The following is a 25,368-nucleotide window of genomic DNA, read 5'->3' on the forward strand; positions in this document are numbered from 1 at the left end:
AGACCATTAACGATCGACTATTAAACAATTTTTCATTTACTTTGTGTATTAATGGCTTTACTTATTAACCATTTTATGCTAAACTATTTCCGGGTCCTTTTATTACTATCCTGCTTCGCTATAAATACCTATGCATCAGAAATTAAAAGCATAGGCGTTCCCTATATCGAAAACTATCCTAAATCTGTTTATTCATCGGGAAACCAGAACTGGAGCATAGCAAAAGATAAAAATGGTGTGATGTACTTTGGCAATGCAGAAGGGTTATTAACTTTCGATGGCCGTTACTGGCAGAAATACCAGATGCCCAACCGACAGATTGTAAGATCAGTAGCTACAGACAATAAGGGAAGAATTTATACGGGTAGTTTTGGTGAGTTTGGCTTCTGGTCTATTAAGAACAACAAACTAAGCTATAGCTCACTTACCAATCTATTACCAAAAGGCATCAAAATCAATGATGAGGTCTGGAAAATTTATGTAGACAAGGATCGGGTAATTTTTCAATCCTTTTCTAAGATTTTCATTTACAAAAACAACAAAATAGAGGTGATAAAATCACCGTCTTCATTTCTGTTCCTGCATAAGGTAAACAACAGATATTTTATCGAAGTGCTTGAAAAAGGTTTATTCGAGCTCGTTGGCAACAAATTAGTCTATATCCCGAACAGCGAAAAGCTAGGCAAAGAGGGTATATTATCCATTCTTCCTTATAAAAACAATGGCCTAATTATCGGAACCAGCAAACAGGGATTATTTACCTACGACGGTAAAGATTTTACACCTTTAAACACACCTGCCAATGCTTACCTAAAAACCTATCAGCTCAACAATGGAGTAAGTTTACTGGGTAAATATTTCGCTTATGGTACCATTCTCAACGGTCTGATCATTATAGATGAAAATGGAAAAGTTGTGCAACGGATCAATAAATCGAGTGGTTTACAGAACAATACTGTTTTAAGCTTATATGCGGATAATGAGCAAAACCTTTGGACTGGATTGGATAACGGAATTGACCGGATAGAACTTAATTCGCCCTTATATTTTTACTTCGATAAAACAGGCCAGTTTGGAACCGTCTATTCCAGTATTATCTTCAATAATAAAATTTACCTCGGCACCAATCAAGGGCTGTTTTATAGTGAGTGGTCGCCTGATAACCTATTACCTTTTAATTTTAGACTGATCCCAAATTCACAGGGGCAGGTATGGGAACTTACCATTATTGATAATGAGTTAATATGTGGTCATAACAGCGGTACGTTTAAGGTAAATGGTGATAAAATTGATTGGCTATCGAGATCTGCAGGTGGCTGGACCATTAAAAAATTAAATTCAAATCCCAATTACCTTATTCAGGGTACCTATACCGGGCTTTCGCTCTTTATAGAATCTCCGGCTTCGGGATTAAAGTTTACTACAAAAATTGCGGGCTTTGACGCTCCATCAAGATATGTAGAGCAGGATAACAAAGGCGATATCTGGGTCGCTCATGCCTATAAGGGTTTATATAAATTAAATTTAAGTCCCAGCTACACCAGCGTAATCAGCACTAAATATTTTGATGAAAAGAATGGCCTGCCCGGTAATTACAATATCAACATCTTCAATTTAGAGAATAAGATTGTTTTTTCTTCAGACGCTGGCTTTTACACCTATGATGAGTTAAGTGATAAATTTACCAAGTATGCCGCGTTAAATAAAGAACTTGGTTCGTTCCAGTCATCGAACAAAATCATCAATGCAGGTGGCAAAAAATATTGGTTTATCAATCATGGAAAAACGGCCTTGGTTAACTTTAGTGAGCCGGGTAAGGTAGAAATCGATTCGAACCAGTTCAGCATTTTAGATGGTCGGATGGTCCAATATTATGAAAATATTAGCCGCATAGGTAATTCCATTTACCTCATCAGTGTTGATGATGGTTTTGTGATCTACAGCTCCACTGCCCAACTCAATGCACAAAAGCAAAAACTTCCTGCAGTCTTGATCAGACGGGTAGAGGATATTACGGATAAGTTTTCGCTCATTAGTGAAGCTGGTAATGGTGAGGGAGCTACTGAGATCCAAAACAGCCGTAACAATATCCGCATTTCTTATGCCCTTCCCTATTACCGACAGGCTAAGGTTAAATACCAGTTCTATTTAGAAGGCTATTCGAGAGCATGGTCTGATTGGACTTATGCCACACAAAAAGATTTCACCAACTTAAGCGCAGGCAACTACGTTTTTAAGGTTAGGGCAAAAACAGATGACAGCTCAGTAAGTGAGGAAGCCGTTTACACATTTACCATTTTACGCCCTTGGTATTTAAACAACTGGGCCATTTTGTGCTACACTATATTATTTGTGGTAGTATTGATTCTGGGTAAGAAAATTTACGAAAGAAAACTCTACAGGGATAGTCAGAAAATAAGTGACCGTTTACAGGCCGAGCAGGAAGAAATATTAAGACAAGAAGCAGAAACCAACGAAAAGCAGATTATTAAACTCCAAACAGAAAAACTGCAGGCCGAACTGGCCTCAAAAAACAGGGAACTGGCCAATTCTGCTATGACATTGGTCTATAAAAATGAGCTGCTCCAAAAACTTAGCGACGAGATCACCAAGTTAAAGGATGAGAACGGAAAAAAACTTTCTGATGATCAAACCCGCAAAATCCAGAAGGTAATTAATGACGGGATGAACGATGAACGTGATTGGCACCTCTTCGAAAATAGCTTTAACGAGGCGCATGAAAGTTTCTTTAAGAAACTAAAAGCCCAACATCCCGATCTTGTTCCAAACGATTTAAAACTCTGTGCTTACCTTAGGATGAACATGAGCAGTAAGGAAATGTCGTCGTTACTAAATATCAGTTTACGCGGGGTAGAAATACGCCGATACCGCCTACGTAAAAAACTGGAAGTGCCACACGACAAAAATTTAACAGAGTTTTTGATGGAACTTTAATCCTAAACCCCTAATCAAATTCAGCAATCAAAATTGCTTCAATCTGCCTCCGAAACATCTACGGAAAAAACGGTTTTAGAAGCTTTTTCGTGTTATCTTATCAGATCAAGACTACATCATTACCTCTCATAACGAATTTCTGCACCCCACAAAACACTTAGTGTTATTATTACACTTATACGTATGTTAATATAATGTTAAAATCCAAAAAAACTACGTTTTTAAGCTAAAATCGCATTTGGTTTTATTAAGTGAGATAGCCCGTCGCCTACTATGATGTATTAATGTTGAGGTAAAAACACTTGCACATCAGCAAAAACAACCCCACATTTAACTAACAATTAAACTAAATTTATAATAAGGCATGAAAAGAATTTTTACAAGAATTTCTGTTCTCGCTGCATTTTGTTTGCTAACAATTAACGTAGCATTAGCGCAAAACATTACCGTAAAAGGTAAAGTAATTGATGGTGGTGATAAGACATCATTACCGGGCGTAACTATCTTAATTAAAGGAACACAAAATGGCACGCAAACAGATGAAAACGGCAACTACTCAATAAGTGCGCCAGCAAACGCCACATTGGTATTTAACTTTGTAGGCTATACAGCATTAGAACAGGCTGTAAATAATCAAACTACACTTAATGTATCACTAACTTCATCAACACAACAATTAGAGCAGGTTGTGGTTGTGGGTTATGGCACGCAGCGGAAAATTGATGTTACGGGATCGGTAGGAACAGTAAAAGGTGAAGATATTTCAAAACAGGCATCAGTAAATGCAATTAGTGCTTTACAAGGCAAGGTTGCAGGTGTAACCATTACCAATAATGGCGCACCAGGTTCATCGCCACAGATAACTATTCGTGGTACCGGAACAATTTATGGTAATACTGGCGTTCTATACGTGGTTGATGGTGTATGGTATGATGATATCAGTTTTTTAAATCCTGCTGATATTGAAAATTTAAGCATTCTGAAAGATGCATCATCACAATCTATTTATGGTATTCGTGCAGCAAACGGGGTGGTACTGATTACTACTAAAAGAGGTACCAAAGGCCTAGCAACTATTACTTATAACGGATCTGTAGGATATAAAGTTGTAACCAATCAAATAGAAATGGCCAATGCAACCGAATATGCTACACTAATAAATGAATTATCAGCGTCGAGCGGAGCGGCAAAACTATTTGCTAATCCAGAAAGCTATGGCGTAGGAACCAACTGGTATAATCAGGTATTTAGAAATGCGTTACAAACCAATCATCAATTATCTGTAAATGGTGGAGGTGATAAATCGACATATAATTTTTCTTTAGGGTATACCAACGAAGATGGAATTGTAAAAAAACAAAACTATCAGCGTTATACAGCGAAATTATCTAACGATTTCCAAATATTGGCCCCTTTAAAAATAGGCTATACTGTTTCCGGTACTGCTATCAAATCAAACGATATTCCATCAAGCATATTCCGTCAATTATATGCGGCGGGGCCAGTAGTTCCAGTTTATTACGCAGATGGGACTTATGGCGATGCCAACGATTTCAGTTTAGGCGGCGGGAATAATTTTAATCCACAGGCCACAATCGATTTCTTTAATCAAAAATCTTTAAATTATAGGATTAATGGAAATGTATATGCAGAATTAACCATTGCAAAAAATTTCACATTTAAAACAAGCTTAGGTGGAGACTTTGGTCAAAATGAAGTTAGGGCATATATTCCTGTTTATAAAGCTACCCAAGGCCAACAAAGTACGCAAAGCCAATTAGATGTTAAACGTGATGAAACCAGAAACTGGATCATTGAAAACACATTAACTTATAAAAATACATTTGGAGCACACAATTTAACTGTTTTGGCTGGTCAAACTGCACAAAGAAGAAAATCTTACTTCTTAAACGCTACAGCATTTGATGTGCCATACTCAAGTGATGGCGATTTATATCTAACGTTAGGTAGTGCAGACAAGCGCTCAGTTACAGATGGTGGTGCGCTTACAACTTATGCTTCTTATTTTGGCAGGGTTAATTACTCTTTTAAAGACCGCTACCTGTTAAATGCAACACTTCGTGCTGATGCTGCTTCACAGTTTTTTGGTGGAGGTGATCTTTGGGGTTATTTCCCTTCAGTAGGTGCTGGATGGGTAATTTCTCAAGAAGATTTTATGAAGGACCAAACGGTATTTAACAATTTAAAGTTAAAAGCTTCATGGGGTAAGGTGGGTAATGCGGGTGTACCGATAAATCCAACAACCTTAACCGTTACACAAAATGGTGGATATGTAGCTATTTTTAATGGTGTAGCATATACTGGTAAAAACGTAAGTACATTGGTTCCTTCATTTTTAAATTGGGAACGTACAACTGGAACAGATGTTGGTTTTGAAGCTGCATTCTTAAAAAACAGGTTAAACATTGAAGCTGGTTTTTACAATAAGAGAACCGAGCAGGCGATTTTCGAAATCCCTGTTTTAACTTCAATAGGTACCAGTTCGGGTAATCAAATAGGCAATCAAGCAGATTTCCAAAATCGTGGTTTTGAATTTTCAGCAACGTGGAGAGATACAAACGAATCTGGTCTTGCTTACTCAATTAGTGGTAATCTTGGCTATAACAAAAATAAAGTTTTATCAGTTGTTACAGGTAACAACCCAATTTATGCAGGTGGCGCAGGTCTTTCAAATGGTGGCCTTGCTACACGTACCATTCAAGGCGGCGCAATAGGAGAGTTTTATGGTTATGAGGTTGCTGGTATTTTCCAAAATGCTGCCGAAATCGCTGCTTCTGCACAAAAAGGTGCTAAGCCAGGCGACTTTAAATACGTTGATACAGATGGTAACGGTATTATTAATGGTAATGACCGCATTGTTTTAGGCAATCCAAATCCAACATATTCATATGGTTTAAGCGCAAATCTAGCTTATAAAAACTTCGATCTTACTGTTGATATTCAGGGTTTAGCTGGTGTTGATGTCTATAATGCCAATATTGCATCTCGTTTTGGTAACGAAAACTTCACTAAAGATTTTTATGATAACAGATGGCATGGTGAAGGTACTTCAACTACCTATCCTTCTGTAAATTTAGGAACAACTGCTAACTCTGCACCTAATTCATTTTATGTTGAGGATGGCTCTTATATCCGCTTAAGAAATGTACAGTTGGGTTATGCGCTTCCTTCTTTATTAGTGAACAAATGGAAAATGCAAAAACTCCGCTTTTTCCTTGATGCGCAGAATCCTGTAACGCTATTTGGTTACAAAGGTTTTACTCCTGAAGTAGGCGGCACTCCTACCAACGCAGGTATAGATGCAAACGTTTATCCACTTCAGGCCACATACAGATTTGGTGTTCAAGTTACTTTTTAATCACAATGAAAATGAATTACAAAAATACTTATATACAAAAGATCGGAATGCTTACCATTTGCTCCTCTCTTTTAGTAATGTCTGCATGTAAAAAAAGTTTTTTAGATGTAGATCCACAAGCAAAACAACCAGCAGTAACCTTCTGGAAAACCGCTGATGATGCAACTGCTGCAGTAAATTCTATCTATGGTAACTTAAGAAATTGGGCCAATACTGCATTTCCTGCCCTTGCAATCGAAAGTATAGGGAGCGATGAGGCCGAAAAAGGCAGTAGCCCGAACGATTCGAGTTATATGAATGAATATGATCAGTTTACGGCTTCTTCTACTACCATTCAGTTAAATGGTTTCTGGGAAGGCCAATATCAGAATATTAATTTATGCAACCAGGTATTGGATAATGTTCCGGGGATAAGCATGGATGCCAGTCTTAAGGCACGTTACTTGGCAGAAGCAAAATTTATTCGCGCCTATTCTTATTTCAGATTGGTACGTGCATTTGGAGATATTCCTTTACGCTTAAACGTACCTAAAGATCCATCTGAATTTAACATTCCAAGAACACCTAAAGCACAGGTATACGCGGCGATTGAAAAAGATTTAGATGAAGCAGCTGCAGTATTGCCTCAATCTTATCCATCTGCTGATTTAGGCAGGGCAACTAAAGGTGCAGCTTTAGCACTTCATGCTAAAGTGGCAATGTATCTTAAAAAATGGGATCAAGTATTATCACTTACCAATACCGTTATGACTTTAGGATATGATTTATACCCTAATTTCGAACAGGGTTTTCGTTTAAATCACGAGAACAATATTGAATCTATTTTCGAAATCCAATGCGAACTTTTGTTGAACAACAAAGATGCATCTAACTCACAATATAGCCAGGTACAGGGTGCCAGAGGAAATACTCCCGATACAGGTTGGGGCTTTAATGTACCAACTGCCGCATTAGAATCGGCTTACGAAGCTGGCGATGTACGTCGTGATGCAACTATCCTTTACAGGGGAGAAACTACTCCGGAAGGTGATGCTATTTCCAATACTGCTGATAATCCCATGTATAATCAAAAGGCTTATGTACCATTTAATAAAATTATTACTGGCTTTAATCAAGGGGCTGATCAAAACGTAAGAGTAATGCGTTTTGCAGAGGTTTTATTAATGAATGCTGAGGCAGCAAACGAACAGGGAAATACAACTTTAGCACTAACTTCTTTAAACCGTGTCCGCGCACGTGCAAGAGGTGGTGTAACAGGTGTTGTGCCTGATGTAACTACAACAGATAAAGAGACTTTACGTCAAGCCATCTGGAAAGAAAGATTTGTTGAATTGGCTATGGAATCTGATCGTTATTTTGATGTAATCCGTCAAGGACGTGCTGCAACCGTTTTTGGTCCTAAAGGATGGAAAGCTGGTAAAAACGAAGTTTGGCCAATCCCTTCGCAGGAGATTGAAAAAAGTGCAGGAACAATTACACAAAATCCGGGTTATTAATTGCTAACTTTTATAGAAAAGAAATGAAAACAAAATATTTTTTATTGATGGCAGCTGTAACCTTAGGGTTATCCTCTTGCCAGAAAAAATTTGATCCATCGAGCTATGCACCAGCATTAAATATCGGTGGCTATACCAGCGCAAAACAAATTGCACCAAGTAATCTTGTTTCCTACTTTGCATTTGATGGCAGCTTGATTGACAGTGCTTCTAATACTGCAGGTGTAAACACGGGTACAACATTTGGAACAGGTATAAAAAAACAATCGTTACAGGGTGCTTTAAATAGTTACGTACTAGCAACACCGTCAAATAAGGTTGCCGCTTTAAAAAGTTTTACAGTAAGTGAATGGTTTAATAGCCCAGCGCCAAGTACCGGCATTATCGGATTATTTACCTTAGCCAATACCACCCAATTTTGGGGTAACATTGAAATCTTTATCGAAAATGGAAGCACAGCAACTGATGGAAAATTAAGAATACATCTTAATCAGGGTGGGTCAGACAAAGAATATCAGGTAAATGGTGTTCAAAATCTATTTGGCAAATGGGTAAACTTAACAGTTTCTTACGATCAAACAACTTCTACTGTTAAAGTTTATATCAATGGTTCAAGAGTAGCAGCCATCGTTTCTACTGCTACAGGTCCTCTTGCATTTACCAATACAGGAAAGTTTGTTTTTGGTACCGTTCAGTTCCAAACTACCCCAAGTCAGACTACTGGAACAACCAAACAAGATTGGGCCAGCTTTTTAACCGGACAGATTGATGAAGTTAGACTTTTTGATAAAGCCTTAACTGATGCAGAAGTAAGCGCACTTTCTATTTTAGAAGGTAGAGGAAAATAATCCTTTTCTAACGCTTAAAAAAGGCAATTAATAATAAAGGGTTGTCAGTAATGGCAACCCTTTTTAACCACGTGTAATGACAAAAATCTTCCCATATTTTTTAATTCTTGTTCTTTTTGTAACAGCCTGCAAAAAAGGGGAGACACCCGTACCGGTTGATCCACCTGTTACACCAACATCTTTCGCTTTTAGCGATTTAAAGGTAAACGACACTTACAGTGGCTTTACCTATTATGGTTTAAACAATAGCCCAATTATCAAAATAACATTCTCATCACCGATCAGTTCCACTTCCATAAGTGGCAATGTTACCCTTACCGATGCCTCCGGAAATCCGGCCGCATTCGCTTCAAAATTAGAGAACAACGATAATACGGTTGTAATTACCACTACGGCATTGCAGCCCATTACTAAATATATTTTAAATGTTAATAACAACTTATTATCAAAAACTGGTGGCAAACTTCAATCGGCGATTGCTGTAAACCTGATTACTGCTGTAGATGATGCAGATAAATTTGCCCGCATCAGCGACGACGACCTTTTAACTTTAGTTCAAAAGCAGACCTTTAAATATTTCTGGGATTTTGCACACCCAACCAGTGGCCTAGCAAGAGAAAGAAATACATCTGGTAATACCGTAACTTCAGGTGGATCGGGTTTTGGGATTATGGCCTTGGTTACCGGTATCAGCAGGAATTTCATCAGCAGGGCCGATGGATTGACGAGGATCCAAAAGATGGTATCCTTTTTAAAAACTGCCGATCGCTTTCATGGCGCCTATCCACATTGGCTGGATGGAAATACCGGAAAAGTAATTCCGTTCAGTAACAAAGATAATGGTGGCGACCTTGTTGAGACTTCATTTTTAATGGCAGGCCTAATCACAGCCCGTCAATTTTTTAATGGAACTGATGCAACAGAAACTACATTACGAGCTGATATTAATACCATTTATAACGGCGTAGAGTGGAGCTGGTACAGAAAAGATAACAGTAATACACTTTACTGGCATTGGAGCCCTAATTATAATTGGGACATGAACCTGCCGATTAAAGGCTGGAACGAATGCTTAATCACTTATGTGATGGCTGCAGCCTCTCCTACTTATTCGATCCCTAAAGCTGTTTATGATATCGGATGGGCTCAAAACGGTGCTATGAAAAATGGGAACACCTATTACGGTTTACAACTTCCTTTAGGTGCAGCCAATGGTGGTCCGTTATTTTTTTCGCACTATTCTTTCTTGGGCATCAATCCAATAGGTTTAAACGATGCTTACGCAAATTACGAAACACAGACTAAGGCGCATACTTTAATCAATTATAACTACTGCAAAGCTAATCCACTTAATAACTACGGCTATAGCGAAAACTGCTGGGGCTTAACTGCGAGCGATATTCCAAACGGATATACTGCTAGTGCACCAGGTAATGATGTGGGTGTAATTGCGCCTACCGCGGCCTTATCATCTTTTCCTTATACGCCAACAGAATCGATGCAGGCGCTAAAATATTTTTATTACAAACTGGGCAATAAAACCTGGGGAGATTATGGTTTTTACGATGCTTTCTCCCTAAAAGATCAATGGTTTGCTTCTTCTACTCTTGCGATAGATCAGGGACCAATAGTAGTGATGATCGAAAATTATAGAACCAAATTAATCTGGAACTTATTTATGTCGGCCCCTGAAGTTAAAACAGGCATGAAAAATCTTGGTTTTAGCAGCCCCAATCTTTAACATTATATCAGCAATGAAACTTATATTCCGAAACTTCCTCTTATTATCATTTACCCTTTTTACACTATCATCATGTGCACAGCGTGAAAAACAGACTTATAATCCCGATCTCACCATCAAAAAAAACCTTTCCGACATCGAATTATTGGATCTCGTTCAAAAACAGACATTCCAATATTTTTGGGATGGGGCTGAACCCACATCGGGTGCTGGTAGAGAACGTTTTCATGTGGATAACGTATACCCGGAAAATGATAAGAATACAGTGGCAACCGGTGCAACCGGCTTTGGCTTAATGGCTATTTTAAGCGGTATTGATAGAGGTTATGTAACCCAAAAAGAAGGATTAGACCGTTTAAACAAAATACTGGATTTCCTTTCCAAAGCAGATCGCTTTCATGGCGCATGGCCGCATTGGATAAATGGTGAAACAGGAAAAGTACGTCCATTTGGACAAAAAGACAATGGAGGCGATCTTGTAGAAACTTCTTTTGTTGCACAGGCTTTAATCTGTATTAACGAATATTATAAAAATGGGGCCGAACCTGAAAAAGCTTTGGCAAAAAAGGCAGATGAACTTTGGAAAGGAATCGATTTTAATTGGTTCCGCAACGGACAAAATGTGCTATACTGGCATTGGTCGCCAGCGTACAAATGGGAAATGAACTTTCCTGTAAAAGGCTATAATGAATGTTTGATCATGTATGTAATGGCCGCCTCCTCCCCTACGCATGGTGTTCCTGCAGAGGTTTATCACGAAGGCTGGGCGAGAAACGGGCAGATTAAAACTAATTTCAACTTTTATGGTCATCCTTTTACACTTGATTATCAAGGTCAGAAAAATTCAGTAGGTCCATTATTTTGGGCGCATTACTCTTATCTGGGTTTAAACCCTAGGGGATTGAAAGACCGTTATGCAGATTATTGGGAAAACAATGTAAACCATACCCTTGCCATACACGATTATTGCGTAGCGAACCCTAAGAAATTTAAAGGTTATGGAGAAAATAGCTGGGGTTTAACAGCCAGTTATTCGGTAAAAGGTTATGCCGCGCATAACCCTCAGGAAGATTTTGGCGTAATCTCGCCTACCGCAGCCATATCATCAATCCCATACACGCCAAAAGAATCGATGAAGGTAATCAGACATCTTTACGAAGATCTGGGAGATAAAGTTTGGGGGAAATATGGTTTTTACGACGCCTTTTCAGAGCAAGAGAACTGGTATCCAAAAAGATATTTAGGTATCGACCAAGGACCAATGGTAGTGATGATCGAAAATTACAGATCAGGCCTACTTTGGAAGCTTTTTATGGGAAACAAAGATGTTCAAAGTGGATTAAAGAAACTGGATTTCCAATTTAAGCCATAGTATTCAATAGTATATAAATGTTTAGCCATCATATATTTCAAATTAAATCTACAGAACCATGAAAAGAATAATTTTAATATTAACAGCAATAATAGGATTTGCGACCCTAAATTCGGGCTTCACTACCATCCCGGGCGCTAAACATAAAACCATAAAATCAAAGTTTGCAACCGTAAATGTAACTGCAACAAATTCTACCAGCGATGGCGTGTATGTTAGACTAGAAAACAATACCAGTGGTGGTGTTTATTCTTTCTTTATCCCACCAAACTCGCCAAGCGGAACAGTAATCGGACAAATACCAGAAAACGGAGACATTTACACTGTAAAATTAACTTCAACAGGTGGGGCACATGACATGTGGGTTTACTGGGAGCATCAATCGCACGTTACCGGACTAAGCGTTAGCGGAATGGCCATTGGCTGTTCGAGCTGTGCACGAATAAACATTTTTAATTAATCCCCATACGAATAATGGCTAAACATTTATTCAAAATATTTTTAATTTCATTGCTGTTCAGCGGTACTTATGCTGCATACGCCCAGCAAAAAACATATTGCAACCCAATTAATGTAGACTATGGATATACCCCTTTCGAGTCTTTTACCGAATGGGGCAAACACCGCGCCACAGCCGATCCGGTGATCGTAAATTATAAAGGCGATTTTTACCTTTTCAGCACCAACCAATGGGGTTATTGGCACAGCGCCGATATGCTGAACTGGAAATTCCACGAAAGAAAATTTCTCCGTCCATGGAATAAAACCAAAGACGAACTCTGTGCACCGGGTGTTGGCATTATTGGCGATACCATGGTGGTTTTTGGTAGCACTTACACCAAAAACTTCACCTTATGGGGAAGTACCGACCCCAAAGGCAATAAATGGTTTCCATTAGTCGATTCATTAGAAATAGGTGGCTGGGATCCATCATTTTTTACGGACGATGATGGCAAATTTTACATGTATAATGGAAGCAGTAACAACTATCCGATGTATGGTGTAGAATTAGATCGCAAAACTTTTCAACCCAAAGGTACCCGTACCCCCATGTACCTACTCCAAAGCTGGAGATATGGCTGGCAGCGTTTTGGGGAATATATGGACGATACTTTCCTTGATCCTTTTGCAGAAGGTGCCTGGATGACCAAGCATAATGGCAAATATTACTTTCAATACGGCGCACCGGGAACCGAATTTAGTGGCTATTCTGACGGCGTGGTAGTTGGAACCAAGCCTTTGTTTTACGATACGCCTACAACCCCACAATCCGATCCTTTAAGTTATAAAGGCGGAGGATTTTCGCGTGGTGCTGGTCATGGAGCGACCTTCCAGGATAATAGCAAAAATTACTGGCATATTTCTACCAGCATTATTTGTGTAAAAAACACCTGGGAACGCAGAATGGGCATTTGGCCAACTGGTTTTGATAAAGACGATGTGATGTGGACGAATACCGCTTTTGGCGATTATCCACTCTATTTACCTTCCGAAAGGAAAGAGGGCGGACCTGCCGGGCCTGGCTGGATGCTCATCAACTATAAAAAACCGGTAACCGTTTCCTCAACTTTGGGAAGCTTTAACGCTAACAACGCCGTTGATGAAAATATAAAAACCTACTGGAGTGCCAAAACCGCCAATAATGGCGAGTGGATCCAGACCGATTTGGGCAGCTTGGCAACGGTAAACGCCATACAGATCAATTATGCAGATCAGGATGCTGAATTTTTAGGAAAACAGATCGGAATTTACCATCAATATAAAATCCTTTCCTCAACAGATGGAAAAAAATGGACGACCTTGGTTGATAAAAGCCAAAATAAAACCGATGTTCCACATGATTACATAGAACTCCAAAAACCAGTCAAAACCAGGTTCATCAAAATGGTGAATATCCACATGCCTACAGGGAAATTTGCCATTAGCGGTTTACGCGTTTTCGGCAATGGAAATGGAGAAAAACCAACAATGGTTAAAAACCTGATTGTATTAAGGACTGAAAAAGACAAGCGCAGCGCCTACATTAAATGGCAGCCTGTTGATAATGCTTTTGCCTACAACCTTTATTACGGTACTGCACCCGATAAACTGTACAACTGCATCATGATCCACGATTTTAATGAATACTGGTTTAAAGCAATGGACAGTCAGAAAACGTATTATTTTGCCATAGAAGCAATAAATGAGAATGGTGTATCGGCAAAAACCGAAGTGAAGAAAGTTGATTAATAAAGAATAAATACACATATAATGATAATGAAGAGAGCGAATATCCTGGTTGTTTTTTTAACCCTGTTTGTGCTGAACGGATCGGCACAAACCAAAAAGCCTGTTTCGACAGAAGAAGCGAAGATGAACACTTTCATCAGCAACCTGATGGCGAAAATGACCATTGACGAAAAAATTGGTCAGCTGAACCTGCCTAGTTCTGGCGATATCACCACTGGACAGGCCAACAGCAGTGACATTTCTAAAAAAATAAAAGCAGGACAAGTTGGTGGCTTATTCAACATCAAAGGTGTAGATAAGATCAAGGCTGTTCAAAAAATAGCAGTAGAAAACAGTCGTATGAAAATTCCTTTGCTTTTTGGAATGGATGTTATACACGGTTACAATACCGTTTTCCCGATTCCTTTGGGCGTAAGCTGCATCTGGGATATGGCAACTGTACAAAAATCGGCCCGTATAGCAGCAATAGAAGCCAGTGCGAGCGGCATTAACTGGACCTTCTCTCCTATGGTTGATATTTCGAGAGATCCACGTTGGGGACGTATCTCAGAAGGCAGTGGAGAAGATGCTTATTTAGGCTCGCAGATTGCTGCAGCCATGGTAAAAGGTTATCAGGGTAAACTTCAGGCCAATAATGAGATTTTAGCCTGTGTAAAACACTATGCGCTTTATGGTGCTGCCGAAGCTGGTAGAGATTACAATACCACCGATATGAGCAAAGTACGCATGTACAACGAATATTTTCCACCTTATAAAGCAGCCGTTGACGCAGGAGCTGCCAGCATAATGGCATCCTTTAACGAAGTTGATGGTATTCCTGCAACGGGGAACAAATGGTTAATGACCGATGTTTTACGCAATCAATGGGGTTTTAAAGGCTTTGTGGTAACCGATTATACAGGTATTCCTGAAATGATTGCACATGGTATGGGCGATTTACAGACCGTTTCAGCACTGGCCTTAAATGCAGGTATTGATATGGACATGGTTGGTGAAGGTTTTTTAGGAACCCTAAAAAAATCATTGGCTGAGAAAAAAGTAGGAATCACGCAGATCGATAGAGCCTGCAGATTGGTACTTCAGGCAAAATACAAACTTGGCTTATTTACCGATCCTTATAAATTCTGTAACGCAGAAAGGGCAGAAAAAGAGGTTTTTAGTCCGGCTAATCGCCAAGTGGCGCGTGAAGTTGCTGGCGAAAGCTTTGTATTGTTAAAAAACAATAACAATATCCTGCCGTTAAAAAAATCAGGCACCATTGGTTTGATTGGTCCACTGGCCGATAATACCGCAAATATGTATGGTACCTGGAGTGTTGCTGCCCTTTTTGATCAATCGGTAACCGTGCTGCAAGGTTTAAAAAATGCTTTGGGTAATAATGCTAAAATATTAACTGCACGTGGTGCCAACTTCCTGTCCGATTCTACCATGGAGCACCGATATGTAAACATCCATAACCCTACTTACAAACGCGATCCACGTACAGAAGCTGAAATGATCAAAGAAGCTTTAGAAGTAGCGAAAAAATCGGATGTAATTGTGGCTACTGTTGGCGAAGGCTCCGAATTTACAGGTGAAAGTAGTAGTGTTACGGATATACAGATACCGGAAACACAGAAAAATTTGTTAAAAGCTTTGGCCAAAACTGGTAAACCAGTAGTATTGGTGCTCTTTACAGGCCGCCCATTGGCATTGAATTGGGAACAAGAGAACATTCCGGCTATTTTGAATGTATGGTTTCCGGGTAGTGAAGCAGGAAATGCCATTGCCGATGTTCTTTTTGGCGATGTGAATCCTTCAGGCAAATTAAGCGCAACCTTTCCTCAAAACGTTGGTCAGGTGCCATTGTACTATGCGCATAAAAATACCGGTCGTCCATTGGCTGAAGGCAAATGGTTCGAAAAATTCCGTTCCAATTATTTAGACGTAAGCAACGATCCATTATATCCATTCGGCTTTGGTTTAAGCTATACCTCATTTAATTATAGTGATGTTAAACTGAGCGCAAATACATTAACCAAAGGGAAATCGATCACTGCATCGATTACATTAAGCAATACAGGCAAATATGAAGGTAAAGAGGTTGTTCAATTATATATTCAAGACCTTGTGGGTAGCATTACCCGACCGGTAAAAGAGCTAAAAGGTTTTCAAAAAATTAATTTAAAAGCTGGAGAAAGTAAAACCGTTATTTTCAATATTTCCGAAAACGACCTTAAGTTTTACAATTCTGATCTAAAATTTGTTGCAGAACCCGGCGATTTTAAAGTATTTATAGGAACAAATTCGCGTGATGTAAAAGAAGCATCTTTTACACTGAAATAAAGACAATTTGGTTTGGTTATAAACCCTGAGCTATTGTAAAATAGCCAGGGTTTTCTATTTTTGTTAAATGAAAAAGATTATTTTAACTACCTGCATTCTTTTTTCTGTACTCTTTTTAAACGCTCAAGACTTAAAAAAATACGACAGGGGAAGCTATATCAAAGGAAAGGACTCTATTTACTATAGAATCCTGTTTCCAGAGAATTTTAATCCCGACCAAAAATATCCACTCGTAATTTTTCTGCATGGTGTTGGAGAAAGAGGTATCGATAATGGCAATCAATTATTGCACGGAGGAAAACTGTTTTTAAAGAACGATGTGCGTAAAAATTTCCCTGCTATTGTGGTTTTCCCTCAGTGCCCACCTAACGATTTTTGGGCAAATGCCAATTTTGAGAAAGATGCCAAAGGTAAAAGGAAAATCAGTTTTGTAGAAGGTGGCAAACCAACTAAAATTATGCATGCACTACAAGGAATGGTTAGAAATTTCCTTAATAAACCTTATATAAACCAAGATCAAGTATATGTAGGTGGTTTATCTATGGGAGCAATGGGTACCTACGAATTGTTAAGGAGAGAACGCCGTAAATTTGCCGCAGCTATTGCTATTTGTGGTGGAGACAATACCAACAACATTAAAAAATATCAAAAAATACCACTTTGGATCTTTCATGGTGCAAAAGATGATATTGTAGACCCTGTATTTTCGATTGCCATTGCCGAGCGACTAAAAACCGTTGGCGACGAAGTGAAATTCACCCTGTATCCAAATGCAAACCACAATAGCTGGGACAATGCCTTTGCCGAACCGGAGTTGTTAAGCTGGTTGTTTTCGCATAAGCGGTAATAGATAAATCAAACTCTGCGGTTTTCTCGCTATCGTCGCCCTGAACTTATTTTAGGGTCTTTCTTAGATAGATGCTGACCACCTTGTAGCTGTTAGGTATTTAATACAATAGGAAATAACTACTAAAAATAAGTTCAGCATAACGACCAAATGCAAAAAAAGGTCCTGACAATAAAATCAGGACCTTTTCTATACATTTTCTAATTGATATTATTCTGCCATATTATGGTAAACGGCCTGCACATCATCATCTTCCTCCAACTTATCGATTAATTTTAACACATCAGCAGCCTGCTCTTCTGTAACCTCGTGATGAGATAAAGCAATACGCTCCAATTTAGAGCTTTTTAACTCGATGCCTTTTTCTTCTAAAGCTTTTTGCAAAGAACCAAAGTTTTCGAATGCACCCTGTGCTACTGCGATATCATTTCCTTCTTCATCGGCCTCAACATAAAGTTCCTCTAGGCCCGCATCAATTAATTCGAACTCTAACTCTTCCAGATCTAAACCTTCTGCAGGCACGAAACGGAAAATAGATTTACGGTTAAAAACAAAATCCAACGATCCGGTTTTTCCTAAAGTTCCATTCGTTTTATTAAAATAACTACGAACATTTGCTACGGTACGGTTGGTATTATCAGTAGCTGTTTCAATTAAAACGGCTACGCCATGTGGCGCATAACCTTCGTATACAATTTCTTCATAGTTAGCCAAAGATTTATCAGATGCTCGTTTAATTGCTGCCTCTACCCTATCTTTTGGCATGTTTACGGCTTTCGCATTTTGCATAGCCGTACGTAAACGAGAGTTGGTTTCAGGATGAGGTCCTGATTCCTTAACCGCCATTACGATATCTTTACCAATACGCGTAAACTGAACCGCCATTTTGGCCCAACGCTTAAATTTTCTCTCTTTTCTAAATTCGAATGCTCTTCCCATTGTTTGGAGTATTGAGATATAAGATTTGAGATGTGAGACCTTAAGCCTTCAACCTTCAAACCCTCTACCTTTACATTATTTTTTTAAATTATTTAACATATCAGTCGTCAGTTTCGATAAATCGAACTCTGGTTTCCATCCCCAATCTTTTGCTGCGTAGTTGTCATCAATAGAACGTGGCCAGCTGTTTGCAATTTGCTGACGAGGATCGTTAGCGCTGTAAGTTAGCGTAAAATCCGGAATATGTTTTCTGATCTCGGCTGCTAAAACCTCTGGTGTAAAACTTACCCCAGCAAAATTATAACTGCTGCGCACTGAAATCTGATCTGCAGGGGCATCCATCAGCTCGATTGTTCCGCGGATAGCATCATCCATATACATCATAGGTAATTCTGTTTCCGCATTTAAGAAACTCTGGTAGCTACCTTTTTTCAACGCATCGTGGAAAATGTGGATGGCATAATCTGTTGTTCCGCCACCTGGTGCAGCTTTCCAGCTGATTAATCCCGGATACCGGATGCTACGTACATCTAATCCGTATTTCTGGTTATAATATTCGCACCAGCGCTCACCTGCCAGTTTACTAATTCCATAAACAGTATTCGGATCCATTACACAATATTGTGAGGTATTATCTTTTGGCGAATTCGGTCCAAATACTGCGATAGAACTTGGCCAATATACTTTTGCAGTTTTATATTCTAAAGCTAAATCTAAAACATTCAATAAGCCATTCATATTCAAATCCCAGGCTAGCTTCGGATTTTGCTCGCCTGTAGCCGATAATAAAGCCGCTAAAAGGTAAACCTGTGTTGGTCTGTATTTATGGAAAATGCCATTGATCATTTCCTTATCAAGTACATTCACAAATTCAAACGGTGCAGAGTTTTTGATATCATAATCAGGCCTGCGTATATCGCATGCAACAACATGATCATCACCATATATTTTACGTAACATGGTTACCAACTCGGTACCAATTTGCCCGTTAGAGCCTAAAACAACAATTTTTTCTTGCATATTTTTTTTGAGATTGAGCAAAGGTAAAAAAATGAGATAAAAGGCGATAAAATATTTATACTTAGTGTATAGAATAATGGAGAATTATTTAAAATAAGCTAATTGGATAAACTGGTTAACTGTTAACTGCAAATTGCCAACTGAAACTTCAACATTAATTTTATACATTTACTACACGCGTACCGTATAACCAAATAACAAATGACTCACCCTGAGCCTGAAAAATCTGAAGATTTAATTAAACGCCTGAAACTAGGCGATAAGCAGGCTTACGAAAAAATATATTTTATCTACAGTAACGAGCTTTTATTGGCAGCCTACAAAAAAACAGGCGATAAGGTAATTGCTGAAGAACTGGTACAGAATATCTTTATCTCCCTTTGGGAAAAGCGGGAGAGAACAGGAATCAATAACCTCCAGGCTTATTTGTTCGGCGCCTTGAAGTTAAGCGTAATCAACTACATCAGGAGTTTGGTTATGCAAAACAAATACATGGAGTACCAAACCCTAACCTATTCAGAAAACCATCAGGATACCGCAAATCTGGTCGATCTTCACGATCTATCTTCCATCATTGAAGAAGGTATCAACTCACTTCCAGAAAAAACACAAGAAGTTTTCAGGCTTAGCCGATACCAACACCAATCTACTAAAGATATTTCTGCAGGTCTAAATATCTCCGAAAAAGCCGTAGAGTATCATATCACCCAATCTATTAAAAGGATAAAAGAGTACATTAAAAATTTTTACATCTTTTTATAGCTGATTATCAGGTAATTAAAATTTATTTCATTTTTTATCGTGCCTAGCTTTAGGGTTTCACTCCTGTTGCGTTACTTGTGTAATATAAGACCAAATATTCTTTTTTATGGACCAGAAATCATTTTACGATTTACTAAGCCGTTACGAAAACGGAAATTGTACTGAAGCCGAAAGGCTATGGGTAGATAAATGGTACCATAACTTAAATAGCCAGAATTTTAAAGATTTATCGTCAACTGCGCTCGAAGAGATGCAGATAAATACCTGGTTTGGCATCAATAGCATTGGGCAGAAACCAACAAACACATTAAGGGTTAAAAAGCTTTGGCCAAAATTTGCCATTGCAGCATCTATTGTCATTGCATTTTTTATTGCTGGTTTATATTTAACCACTTACAACCATGCCGAACAATCTTTCATTGATGAAAATGATGGTTTAAGCTTAATCAGCAAAACAAATGAGGGCGACAGTAGTCTGGTTATCACGCTTAGTGATGAAAGTACGGTAACACTTAAACCGCAGGCAAACATTATTTACCCTAAGGTTTTTGCAACTAACAAAAGAATGGTTTACCTAAAAGGAAGTGCATTTTTCTCGGTAAGCAAAAATCCTAAGCGTCCATTTTATGTATACAATCAAAAATTGGTTGTTCGGGTTTTGGGCACTAGCTTTTGGGTAAAATCATCAACTGATAAACTTCCAGCTCAGGTTGCGGTAAGAACTGGTAAAGTTCAGGTAGCCGAAAATCAGAAAAGTTCGCTGTTTACTTTTGCTAAAGAGAAATTGGCTAAACCAATTCTACTTACGCCAAACCAAAAGGGCGTTTTTGCTGATCACAAATTAAACAAAACATTGGTAAGCAAGCCCATCCCACTGGCCGAAGCTTATAATATACCCACAAGTTTGAGCTACAATTTTAAAGAAGAAAGCGTTAAGGAAATTTTCAAAACCTTATCTGAAGCTTATGGGATAGAGATAAAATCGGATAATGAACAGATTTCGACCTATACTTTTACCGGAGATTTAAGCAAGAAAGGGCTATATGAGCAGCTCGACCTGATCTGCGGAACCATCTCAAGCAAATATTATATTCAGGGAACTAGTATTATAGTTTCCAATAAAAACTAACCAATATATAAACATGATGAAGAAGAACCACAACACCAACAGCCCGTAACCGCGGCTCCGTTTTCCATAATATTTTTCTAAAAACAAAGCCGACAATGTGGGGCATTGCCGGCGAGTTAAATACATCAGAAATGTATTCATGGTATTTCTATGTCCAATAAATCCAATCATTTAATGAACAATAACCAAATTTATGAAAAAAAATCAACTTATTTCGCTGGCGATATATGCAATGAGAGTTTCGATTTACCAAATACTTGCAATAATAATTTTTACTTGTGCTGCATTTGCAAATAATGTAGGCGCACAGGATTTTTTGAATATACCCATTTCGATCAAAGCCGATCAAACAGATATTAAAACCATTATTGAAAAAACAGAACACTTAGCCAATGTTAAATTTGTTTACAGTCCACAGTTAATAAACTCTAACCGTAAAGTTTCTATCAATGTGGTTAACCAAAAACTTAAATACTTTCTTGAGAATTCGCTAAAACGTTATGACGTGGGATATAGGATAGTTAAGGATCAGATTCTGCTCTATTCTATTCCCGCAAATAACAACCTCGAACTACTCAGAACCTTCGAAGGTATTGTTACCGGAAAAGTAACAGATAGTAAAGGCAATGCCATTCCCGGTGTATCGATTACCGTTAAGGGGAAATCAATAGGAACCACAACCGACGAAAATGGAGCCTTTGCATTAAAGGGCCTAACTGTTGATAGCCGAATACTCGTGGTAAGATACGTAGGTTTCATTTCTAAGGAGGTAAATCTATCACCAGGCAATGCCGACGAAAACCTGAGCATCAGCCTATCAGAAGATAACCTGCAACTGGAAAGTGTGATGGTAACCGGCGGTAACCCAAAGAAAAAATTAGAAAGTAGTGTAGCTTTAACCTCGGTGAGCAATAAAGATATCACCAACAGGGCGCCACTAAACAGCACCGATTTATTAAAGGCGATACCGGGCTTAACAGTAGAAAGTACAGGTGGCGATGGGCCAGGTAACGTTTGGGTAAGGGGCTTTCCGCAACAGGGCGGCTACATTTTCTTAGGCATACAAGAAGATGGCTTACCGCTTTTGCCAACAGGTTTCAACACTAACCCCTCTGTAGATCAATATTATAAAACAGATTTAACCATCCAGAATATCGAAGCCATTAGAGGTGGTAATGCTTCAATTGTACAAGCCAATACACCAGGTGCTGTGGTAAACAACATCAGTTATGTTGGTGCAGATAAACAGTATGGCCAATTTAAGTTTACAACAGGTTTTTCGCAAGGTTTATACCGTTTTGATGGAAATACCGGCGGCAAAATAAACGATCAGATTAAATATAATATCGGTGGTTTTTACCGTACCGATAATGGCGTGGTAGATCAGGGCTTTAATCCGGCTAACCAGGGCGGGCAGATTAAAGGAAACATGACTTTCAATTTTAAGAACAACAAGGGCTTTATCAGAGTATATGGCAAATACCTGAATGATAAGGTTCAGTTCTTATTAACAAGTTATTACCCTTACGATGGTACCGGAAAACCAACTACTTACCGCGATTATAATATGGCAACGCAATCAATTACACCGATTCAAACCGATTGGAGCTACAATGATCCTACCAACGGGAGCCATAATTTCAGTTTAACAGATGGAATCCACACCAAATTAGGTTCAGGTGGTTTTCAATTCAACTATTTAACTGATAATGGCTGGCAGATTGTGAACAATTTCCGTTACCAAAATACACATACTAATTCTACTTATACTGCCCCTGCAGGAATTGTAGCGAGAACAGCAGCAACACCTTATTACTACCCTGGTGGTTCAGTAGCGCCTTTTGTAGCTGGAGATTATGTAATTACTTCTAATGCACAGGGGCAAATTAACAGTGATGTTCAGATCATTAATTACCTGGATTTAAGAAAAAAAGTAAAAGATCATAGTATTAACATCGGATTGGGCATTCACCAATATAACAGAGATGATTTACGTTATGCTTTCCGTTCATTTACCGAATTTAAAGAACATCCAAGCATTTTATTACAGTCACCAACAGCGGCAGAACGTACCATTCAAACCAAAAATACTTTCATTGGCGATACCAGAACGCTATCTGCTTATGCAGGTGATGAAATTAAAATATCAGAAAAATGGCGTTTAGATATTGGAGTAAGGATTGACAATCAGAATGTTAAAGGCGACCGGCCTTACTACGCACTAAATGCCAATGGCACAGTTAATACAACCGCCAGCGCAACCCCTACAATTTTAGGTTACACGCATTATGATGAAACTTTAACCAATTGGGCAGCTTCGTTAGGGGCAAACTACAAAATAAACACAACATCAAGTATTTTCGCTAGAGCAACAAAAGCTTACAATGCGCCAAACATTGGCGATTATAATGCATCGGCTTATAACGCAGCAAACATAAAAAAACGTCCTGTTTATTTGGGTGAAATTGGTTTTAAATATGCTAAAAACAATCTGGCTATCTTTGCCTCAGGCAGTTACTCAGCAATTAAAAACACATCATTAACCATTAATGTTCCTACAGTTGCATCAGGCTTACAGGCATTGGTGGCATTTGGTTCTACACGTACCTGGAGTGCCGAGTATGAGGTTTCTTACAAAATTGCCAAACCACTAAGCTTACGTTTAACGGGGACATTGCAAGATTCTAAATACACAGATTACGAAGCAAACACAAGTGGAAATGCCGCTGTTGCGGCCGAATTTGGCAATCGTATTTACAGTTTCACTGGCAATAGAACCGAACGTGTTCCGGTACTCAACACAGAACTTGGTGCCAATTACGACTACAAAAACTTTAACCTCTATATAGCAGCCAATTATGTTGGCAACCGTTTCACTTCACCTAGCGAAAGTTATAAACTACCAAGTTACGTGGTAATGAAAGCTGGTGCCGGTTATAACTTTACTAAGAAAATAGCAATAAGATTTTGGGCAGACAACTTGTTAAATGCAAAAGTGTTGACAGAAGGCGATGTTCGCGGAGATCAGTTTAGAGATTTCTCAACAGTAAGCCCTGGTCAATTAATGATTGGCAGAACTTTACTTCAACGTACATTCTGGGGATCATTAGCTTATTCATTCTAACAAATAAAACCGGAGTTTACGCTCCGGTTTTTTTAATTCAAAAACATCATGACAACAAGAAGATCATTTTTACAACAGGTAAGCATTGCTGGTGCAGCAGCTTTTTTAAGTCCATCTATCATTACAACAGCTTTAGCCCAATCTGCCAAAGTCTCAAAAATCGGAATTGGCCTTTTTACCCTACGCGAACAACTAACTGCAGATGTAAAAGCCACCATTGAGCAGGTTGCCAAAATTGGTTATAATCAGGTAGAAACCTATTATGGTTATCCTGGCAAATATGAAGTAAAAGGCTTTTGGGGTTTGGAGGCAAAAGACTTCAATGCGTTGTTAAAAGCAAATGGACTCTCCTCTCCCAGCGGCCATTACAACGTAACTGAGTTTTTATCCTCAGGTGATGATAAAGTGCTAAAATCGCACATTGAAACTGCGGCAACTGTTGGGCAGAAATATTTCGTTATCCCAGCCTTGCCTGCAGATATCAGAGCCAATGGAACATTGGATGATTATAAACGCATGGCCGCAAAATTTAACCAGGCAGCTGAACTTTGTCGAAAATCAGGTTTAAAACTGGCCTACCACAATCACAACTTCGAATTTAAAGACCAGGGAAACGGTGTTACGGGTTATGAAATCCTGCTCAACGAAACAGATACCAACCTGGTAGGTTTTGAACTCGATATTTTTTGGGCAGTGAATGCAGGCTTAAACCCAGTGGATATGTTCAAGAAAAATCCCGGACGTTTTAAAATGTTTCATGTTAAAGATATGGACAAAACTGATAAAGCGGTTTTTGTAGAAGTGGGTGCCGGAAGGATCGATTTCAAAAGTATTTTTGCAGTGTCGAAACTCGCCGGAGTAGATTATATTTTCACAGAGCAAGACATCATTAAAAAACCACCCTATGAGAGTATAACAGAAAGCTATAATTACATCAAAAAAAATTTACTTTAGGCCGATTTTCTCCCTAAAAAATCTACCTTTTTATATTTATTAGTAAATAATATGCTCGCCTATACTAAATGTACTTTTTACACCAAGTAAAATCCACATAAAAACAGGCTCTAAACCACAATAAAGCAATAAAATACCTATTATTTAGAATAATTCTACTCAGTAACAATCACATTGCAGACTGATAATTTAACTAAAAAAAGTTATTCTTTCCGTTATATTTTTTCTAATATTACTAATTCAACACG

The 25,368-nt window shown here is 38.6% G+C and carries 16 protein-coding genes; 14 read left to right on the forward strand and 2 right to left on the reverse strand.

The features are described from left to right. Positions 1 to 51 precede the first annotated feature (51 nt). The 10 genes from H9N25_RS14860 to H9N25_RS14905 all read left to right on the forward strand — a co-directional run bounded on the left by H9N25_RS14860 (position 52) and on the right by H9N25_RS14905 (position 17,192). Entirely contained in the window at positions 52 to 2,955 is a 2,904-nt protein-coding gene (locus H9N25_RS14860) for a triple tyrosine motif-containing protein (RefSeq protein ID WP_223833394.1), read from the forward strand. 364 nt (positions 2,956 to 3,319) lie between these two features. Beyond that, positions 3,320 to 6,334, forward strand: coding sequence for a SusC/RagA family TonB-linked outer membrane protein (locus H9N25_RS14865; RefSeq protein WP_190326400.1), 3,015 nt, complete (start codon positions 3,320 to 3,322; stop codon positions 6,332 to 6,334). 11 nt (positions 6,335 to 6,345) lie between these two features. Further along, positions 6,346 to 7,830 carry a RagB/SusD family nutrient uptake outer membrane protein gene (locus H9N25_RS14870; RefSeq protein ID WP_223833395.1) on the forward strand — a complete coding sequence of 495 codons (1,485 nt, stop codon included), beginning with the start codon at positions 6,346 to 6,348 and terminating at the stop codon, positions 7,828 to 7,830. A gap of 23 nt (positions 7,831 to 7,853) precedes the next feature. Beyond that, complete coding sequence (locus H9N25_RS14875; RefSeq protein WP_190326402.1) at positions 7,854 to 8,678, forward strand: LamG domain-containing protein; 825 nt, start codon at positions 7,854 to 7,856, stop codon at positions 8,676 to 8,678. A gap of 76 nt (positions 8,679 to 8,754) precedes the next feature. Beyond that, positions 8,755 to 10,419, forward strand: coding sequence for a glucoamylase family protein (locus tag H9N25_RS14880; protein ID WP_190326403.1), 1,665 nt, complete (start codon positions 8,755 to 8,757; stop codon positions 10,417 to 10,419). A 13-nt stretch (positions 10,420 to 10,432) separates the two neighbouring features. Continuing rightward, positions 10,433 to 11,791, forward strand: a complete 1,359-nt coding sequence (locus tag H9N25_RS14885) for a glucoamylase family protein (protein ID WP_190326404.1) — start codon at positions 10,433 to 10,435, stop codon at positions 11,789 to 11,791. 58 nt (positions 11,792 to 11,849) lie between these two features. Continuing rightward, complete coding sequence (locus tag H9N25_RS14890) at positions 11,850 to 12,251, forward strand: hypothetical protein (RefSeq protein ID WP_190326405.1); 402 nt, start codon at positions 11,850 to 11,852, stop codon at positions 12,249 to 12,251. 14 nt (positions 12,252 to 12,265) lie between these two features. Further along, positions 12,266 to 14,020 carry a discoidin domain-containing protein gene (locus H9N25_RS14895; RefSeq protein ID WP_190326406.1) on the forward strand — a complete coding sequence of 585 codons (1,755 nt, stop codon included), beginning with the start codon at positions 12,266 to 12,268 and terminating at the stop codon, positions 14,018 to 14,020. A gap of 27 nt (positions 14,021 to 14,047) precedes the next feature. Next, positions 14,048 to 16,345 carry a beta-glucosidase BglX gene (gene bglX, locus H9N25_RS14900; protein WP_190326407.1) on the forward strand — a complete coding sequence of 766 codons (2,298 nt, stop codon included), beginning with the start codon at positions 14,048 to 14,050 and terminating at the stop codon, positions 16,343 to 16,345. Between the two features lie 67 nt (positions 16,346 to 16,412). Continuing rightward, the gene (locus H9N25_RS14905; RefSeq protein ID WP_167296748.1) at positions 16,413 to 17,192 is read left to right on the forward strand and encodes a carboxylesterase family protein; all 780 of its coding nucleotides are present in this window, start codon (positions 16,413 to 16,415) and stop codon (positions 17,190 to 17,192) included. Positions 17,193 to 17,402: 210 nt separating this feature from the next. Here H9N25_RS14905 and H9N25_RS14910 read toward each other — a convergent pair whose 3' ends face one another. Beyond that, the gene (locus H9N25_RS14910) at positions 17,403 to 18,131 is read right to left on the reverse strand and encodes a YebC/PmpR family DNA-binding transcriptional regulator (RefSeq protein WP_167296749.1); all 729 of its coding nucleotides are present in this window, start codon (positions 18,129 to 18,131) and stop codon (positions 17,403 to 17,405) included. A gap of 75 nt (positions 18,132 to 18,206) precedes the next feature. Further along, complete coding sequence (locus H9N25_RS14915; protein ID WP_167296750.1) at positions 18,207 to 19,151, reverse strand: NAD-dependent epimerase/dehydratase family protein; 945 nt, start codon at positions 19,149 to 19,151, stop codon at positions 18,207 to 18,209. A 201-nt stretch (positions 19,152 to 19,352) separates the two neighbouring features. Between H9N25_RS14915 and H9N25_RS14920 the strand changes: the two genes are divergently transcribed. From H9N25_RS14920 to H9N25_RS14935, 4 genes are all read left to right on the forward strand, one after another. Continuing rightward, positions 19,353 to 19,913 carry a sigma-70 family RNA polymerase sigma factor gene (locus tag H9N25_RS14920; RefSeq protein WP_190326408.1) on the forward strand — a complete coding sequence of 187 codons (561 nt, stop codon included), beginning with the start codon at positions 19,353 to 19,355 and terminating at the stop codon, positions 19,911 to 19,913. Between the two features lie 106 nt (positions 19,914 to 20,019). Continuing rightward, positions 20,020 to 21,042, forward strand: coding sequence for a FecR family protein (locus H9N25_RS14925; RefSeq protein ID WP_190326409.1), 1,023 nt, complete (start codon positions 20,020 to 20,022; stop codon positions 21,040 to 21,042). Between the two features lie 193 nt (positions 21,043 to 21,235). After that, positions 21,236 to 24,166, forward strand: coding sequence for a TonB-dependent receptor domain-containing protein (locus H9N25_RS14930; protein WP_190326410.1), 2,931 nt, complete (start codon positions 21,236 to 21,238; stop codon positions 24,164 to 24,166). Positions 24,167 to 24,214: 48 nt separating this feature from the next. Next, positions 24,215 to 25,120: a TIM barrel protein gene (locus H9N25_RS14935; RefSeq protein ID WP_190326411.1), complete on the forward strand. Its 906-nt coding sequence runs from the start codon at positions 24,215 to 24,217 to the stop codon at positions 25,118 to 25,120. Positions 25,121 to 25,368: the final 248 nt, after the last annotated feature.

It is taken from the genome of Pedobacter riviphilus (assembly GCF_014692875.1).
GTDB classification, from domain to species: domain Bacteria; phylum Bacteroidota; class Bacteroidia; order Sphingobacteriales; family Sphingobacteriaceae; genus Pedobacter; species Pedobacter riviphilus.

Bases quoted from the DNA above. Each gene is read 5' to 3' on its own strand.
- H9N25_RS14860 (WP_223833394.1), top strand. From the start codon at position 52: ATGGCTTTACTTATTAACCATTTTATGCTAAACTATTTCCGGGTCCTT.
- H9N25_RS14865 (WP_190326400.1), top strand. From the start codon at position 3,320: ATGAAAAGAATTTTTACAAGAATTTCTGTTCTCGCTGCATTTTGTTTG.
- H9N25_RS14870 (WP_223833395.1), top strand. From the start codon at position 6,346: ATGAATTACAAAAATACTTATATACAAAAGATCGGAATGCTTACCATT.
- H9N25_RS14875 (WP_190326402.1), top strand. From the start codon at position 7,854: ATGAAAACAAAATATTTTTTATTGATGGCAGCTGTAACCTTAGGGTTA.
- H9N25_RS14880 (WP_190326403.1), top strand. From the start codon at position 8,755: ATGACAAAAATCTTCCCATATTTTTTAATTCTTGTTCTTTTTGTAACA.
- H9N25_RS14885 (WP_190326404.1), top strand. From the start codon at position 10,433: ATGAAACTTATATTCCGAAACTTCCTCTTATTATCATTTACCCTTTTT.
- H9N25_RS14890 (WP_190326405.1), top strand. From the start codon at position 11,850: ATGAAAAGAATAATTTTAATATTAACAGCAATAATAGGATTTGCGACC.
- H9N25_RS14895 (WP_190326406.1), top strand. From the start codon at position 12,266: ATGGCTAAACATTTATTCAAAATATTTTTAATTTCATTGCTGTTCAGC.
- bglX (WP_190326407.1), top strand. From the start codon at position 14,048: ATGAAGAGAGCGAATATCCTGGTTGTTTTTTTAACCCTGTTTGTGCTG.
- H9N25_RS14905 (WP_167296748.1), top strand. From the start codon at position 16,413: ATGAAAAAGATTATTTTAACTACCTGCATTCTTTTTTCTGTACTCTTT.
- H9N25_RS14910 (WP_167296749.1), bottom strand. From the start codon at position 18,131: ATGGGAAGAGCATTCGAATTTAGAAAAGAGAGAAAATTTAAGCGTTGG.
- H9N25_RS14915 (WP_167296750.1), bottom strand. From the start codon at position 19,151: ATGCAAGAAAAAATTGTTGTTTTAGGCTCTAACGGGCAAATTGGTACC.
- H9N25_RS14920 (WP_190326408.1), top strand. From the start codon at position 19,353: ATGACTCACCCTGAGCCTGAAAAATCTGAAGATTTAATTAAACGCCTG.
- H9N25_RS14925 (WP_190326409.1), top strand. From the start codon at position 20,020: ATGGACCAGAAATCATTTTACGATTTACTAAGCCGTTACGAAAACGGA.
- H9N25_RS14930 (WP_190326410.1), top strand. From the start codon at position 21,236: ATGAAAAAAAATCAACTTATTTCGCTGGCGATATATGCAATGAGAGTT.
- H9N25_RS14935 (WP_190326411.1), top strand. From the start codon at position 24,215: ATGACAACAAGAAGATCATTTTTACAACAGGTAAGCATTGCTGGTGCA.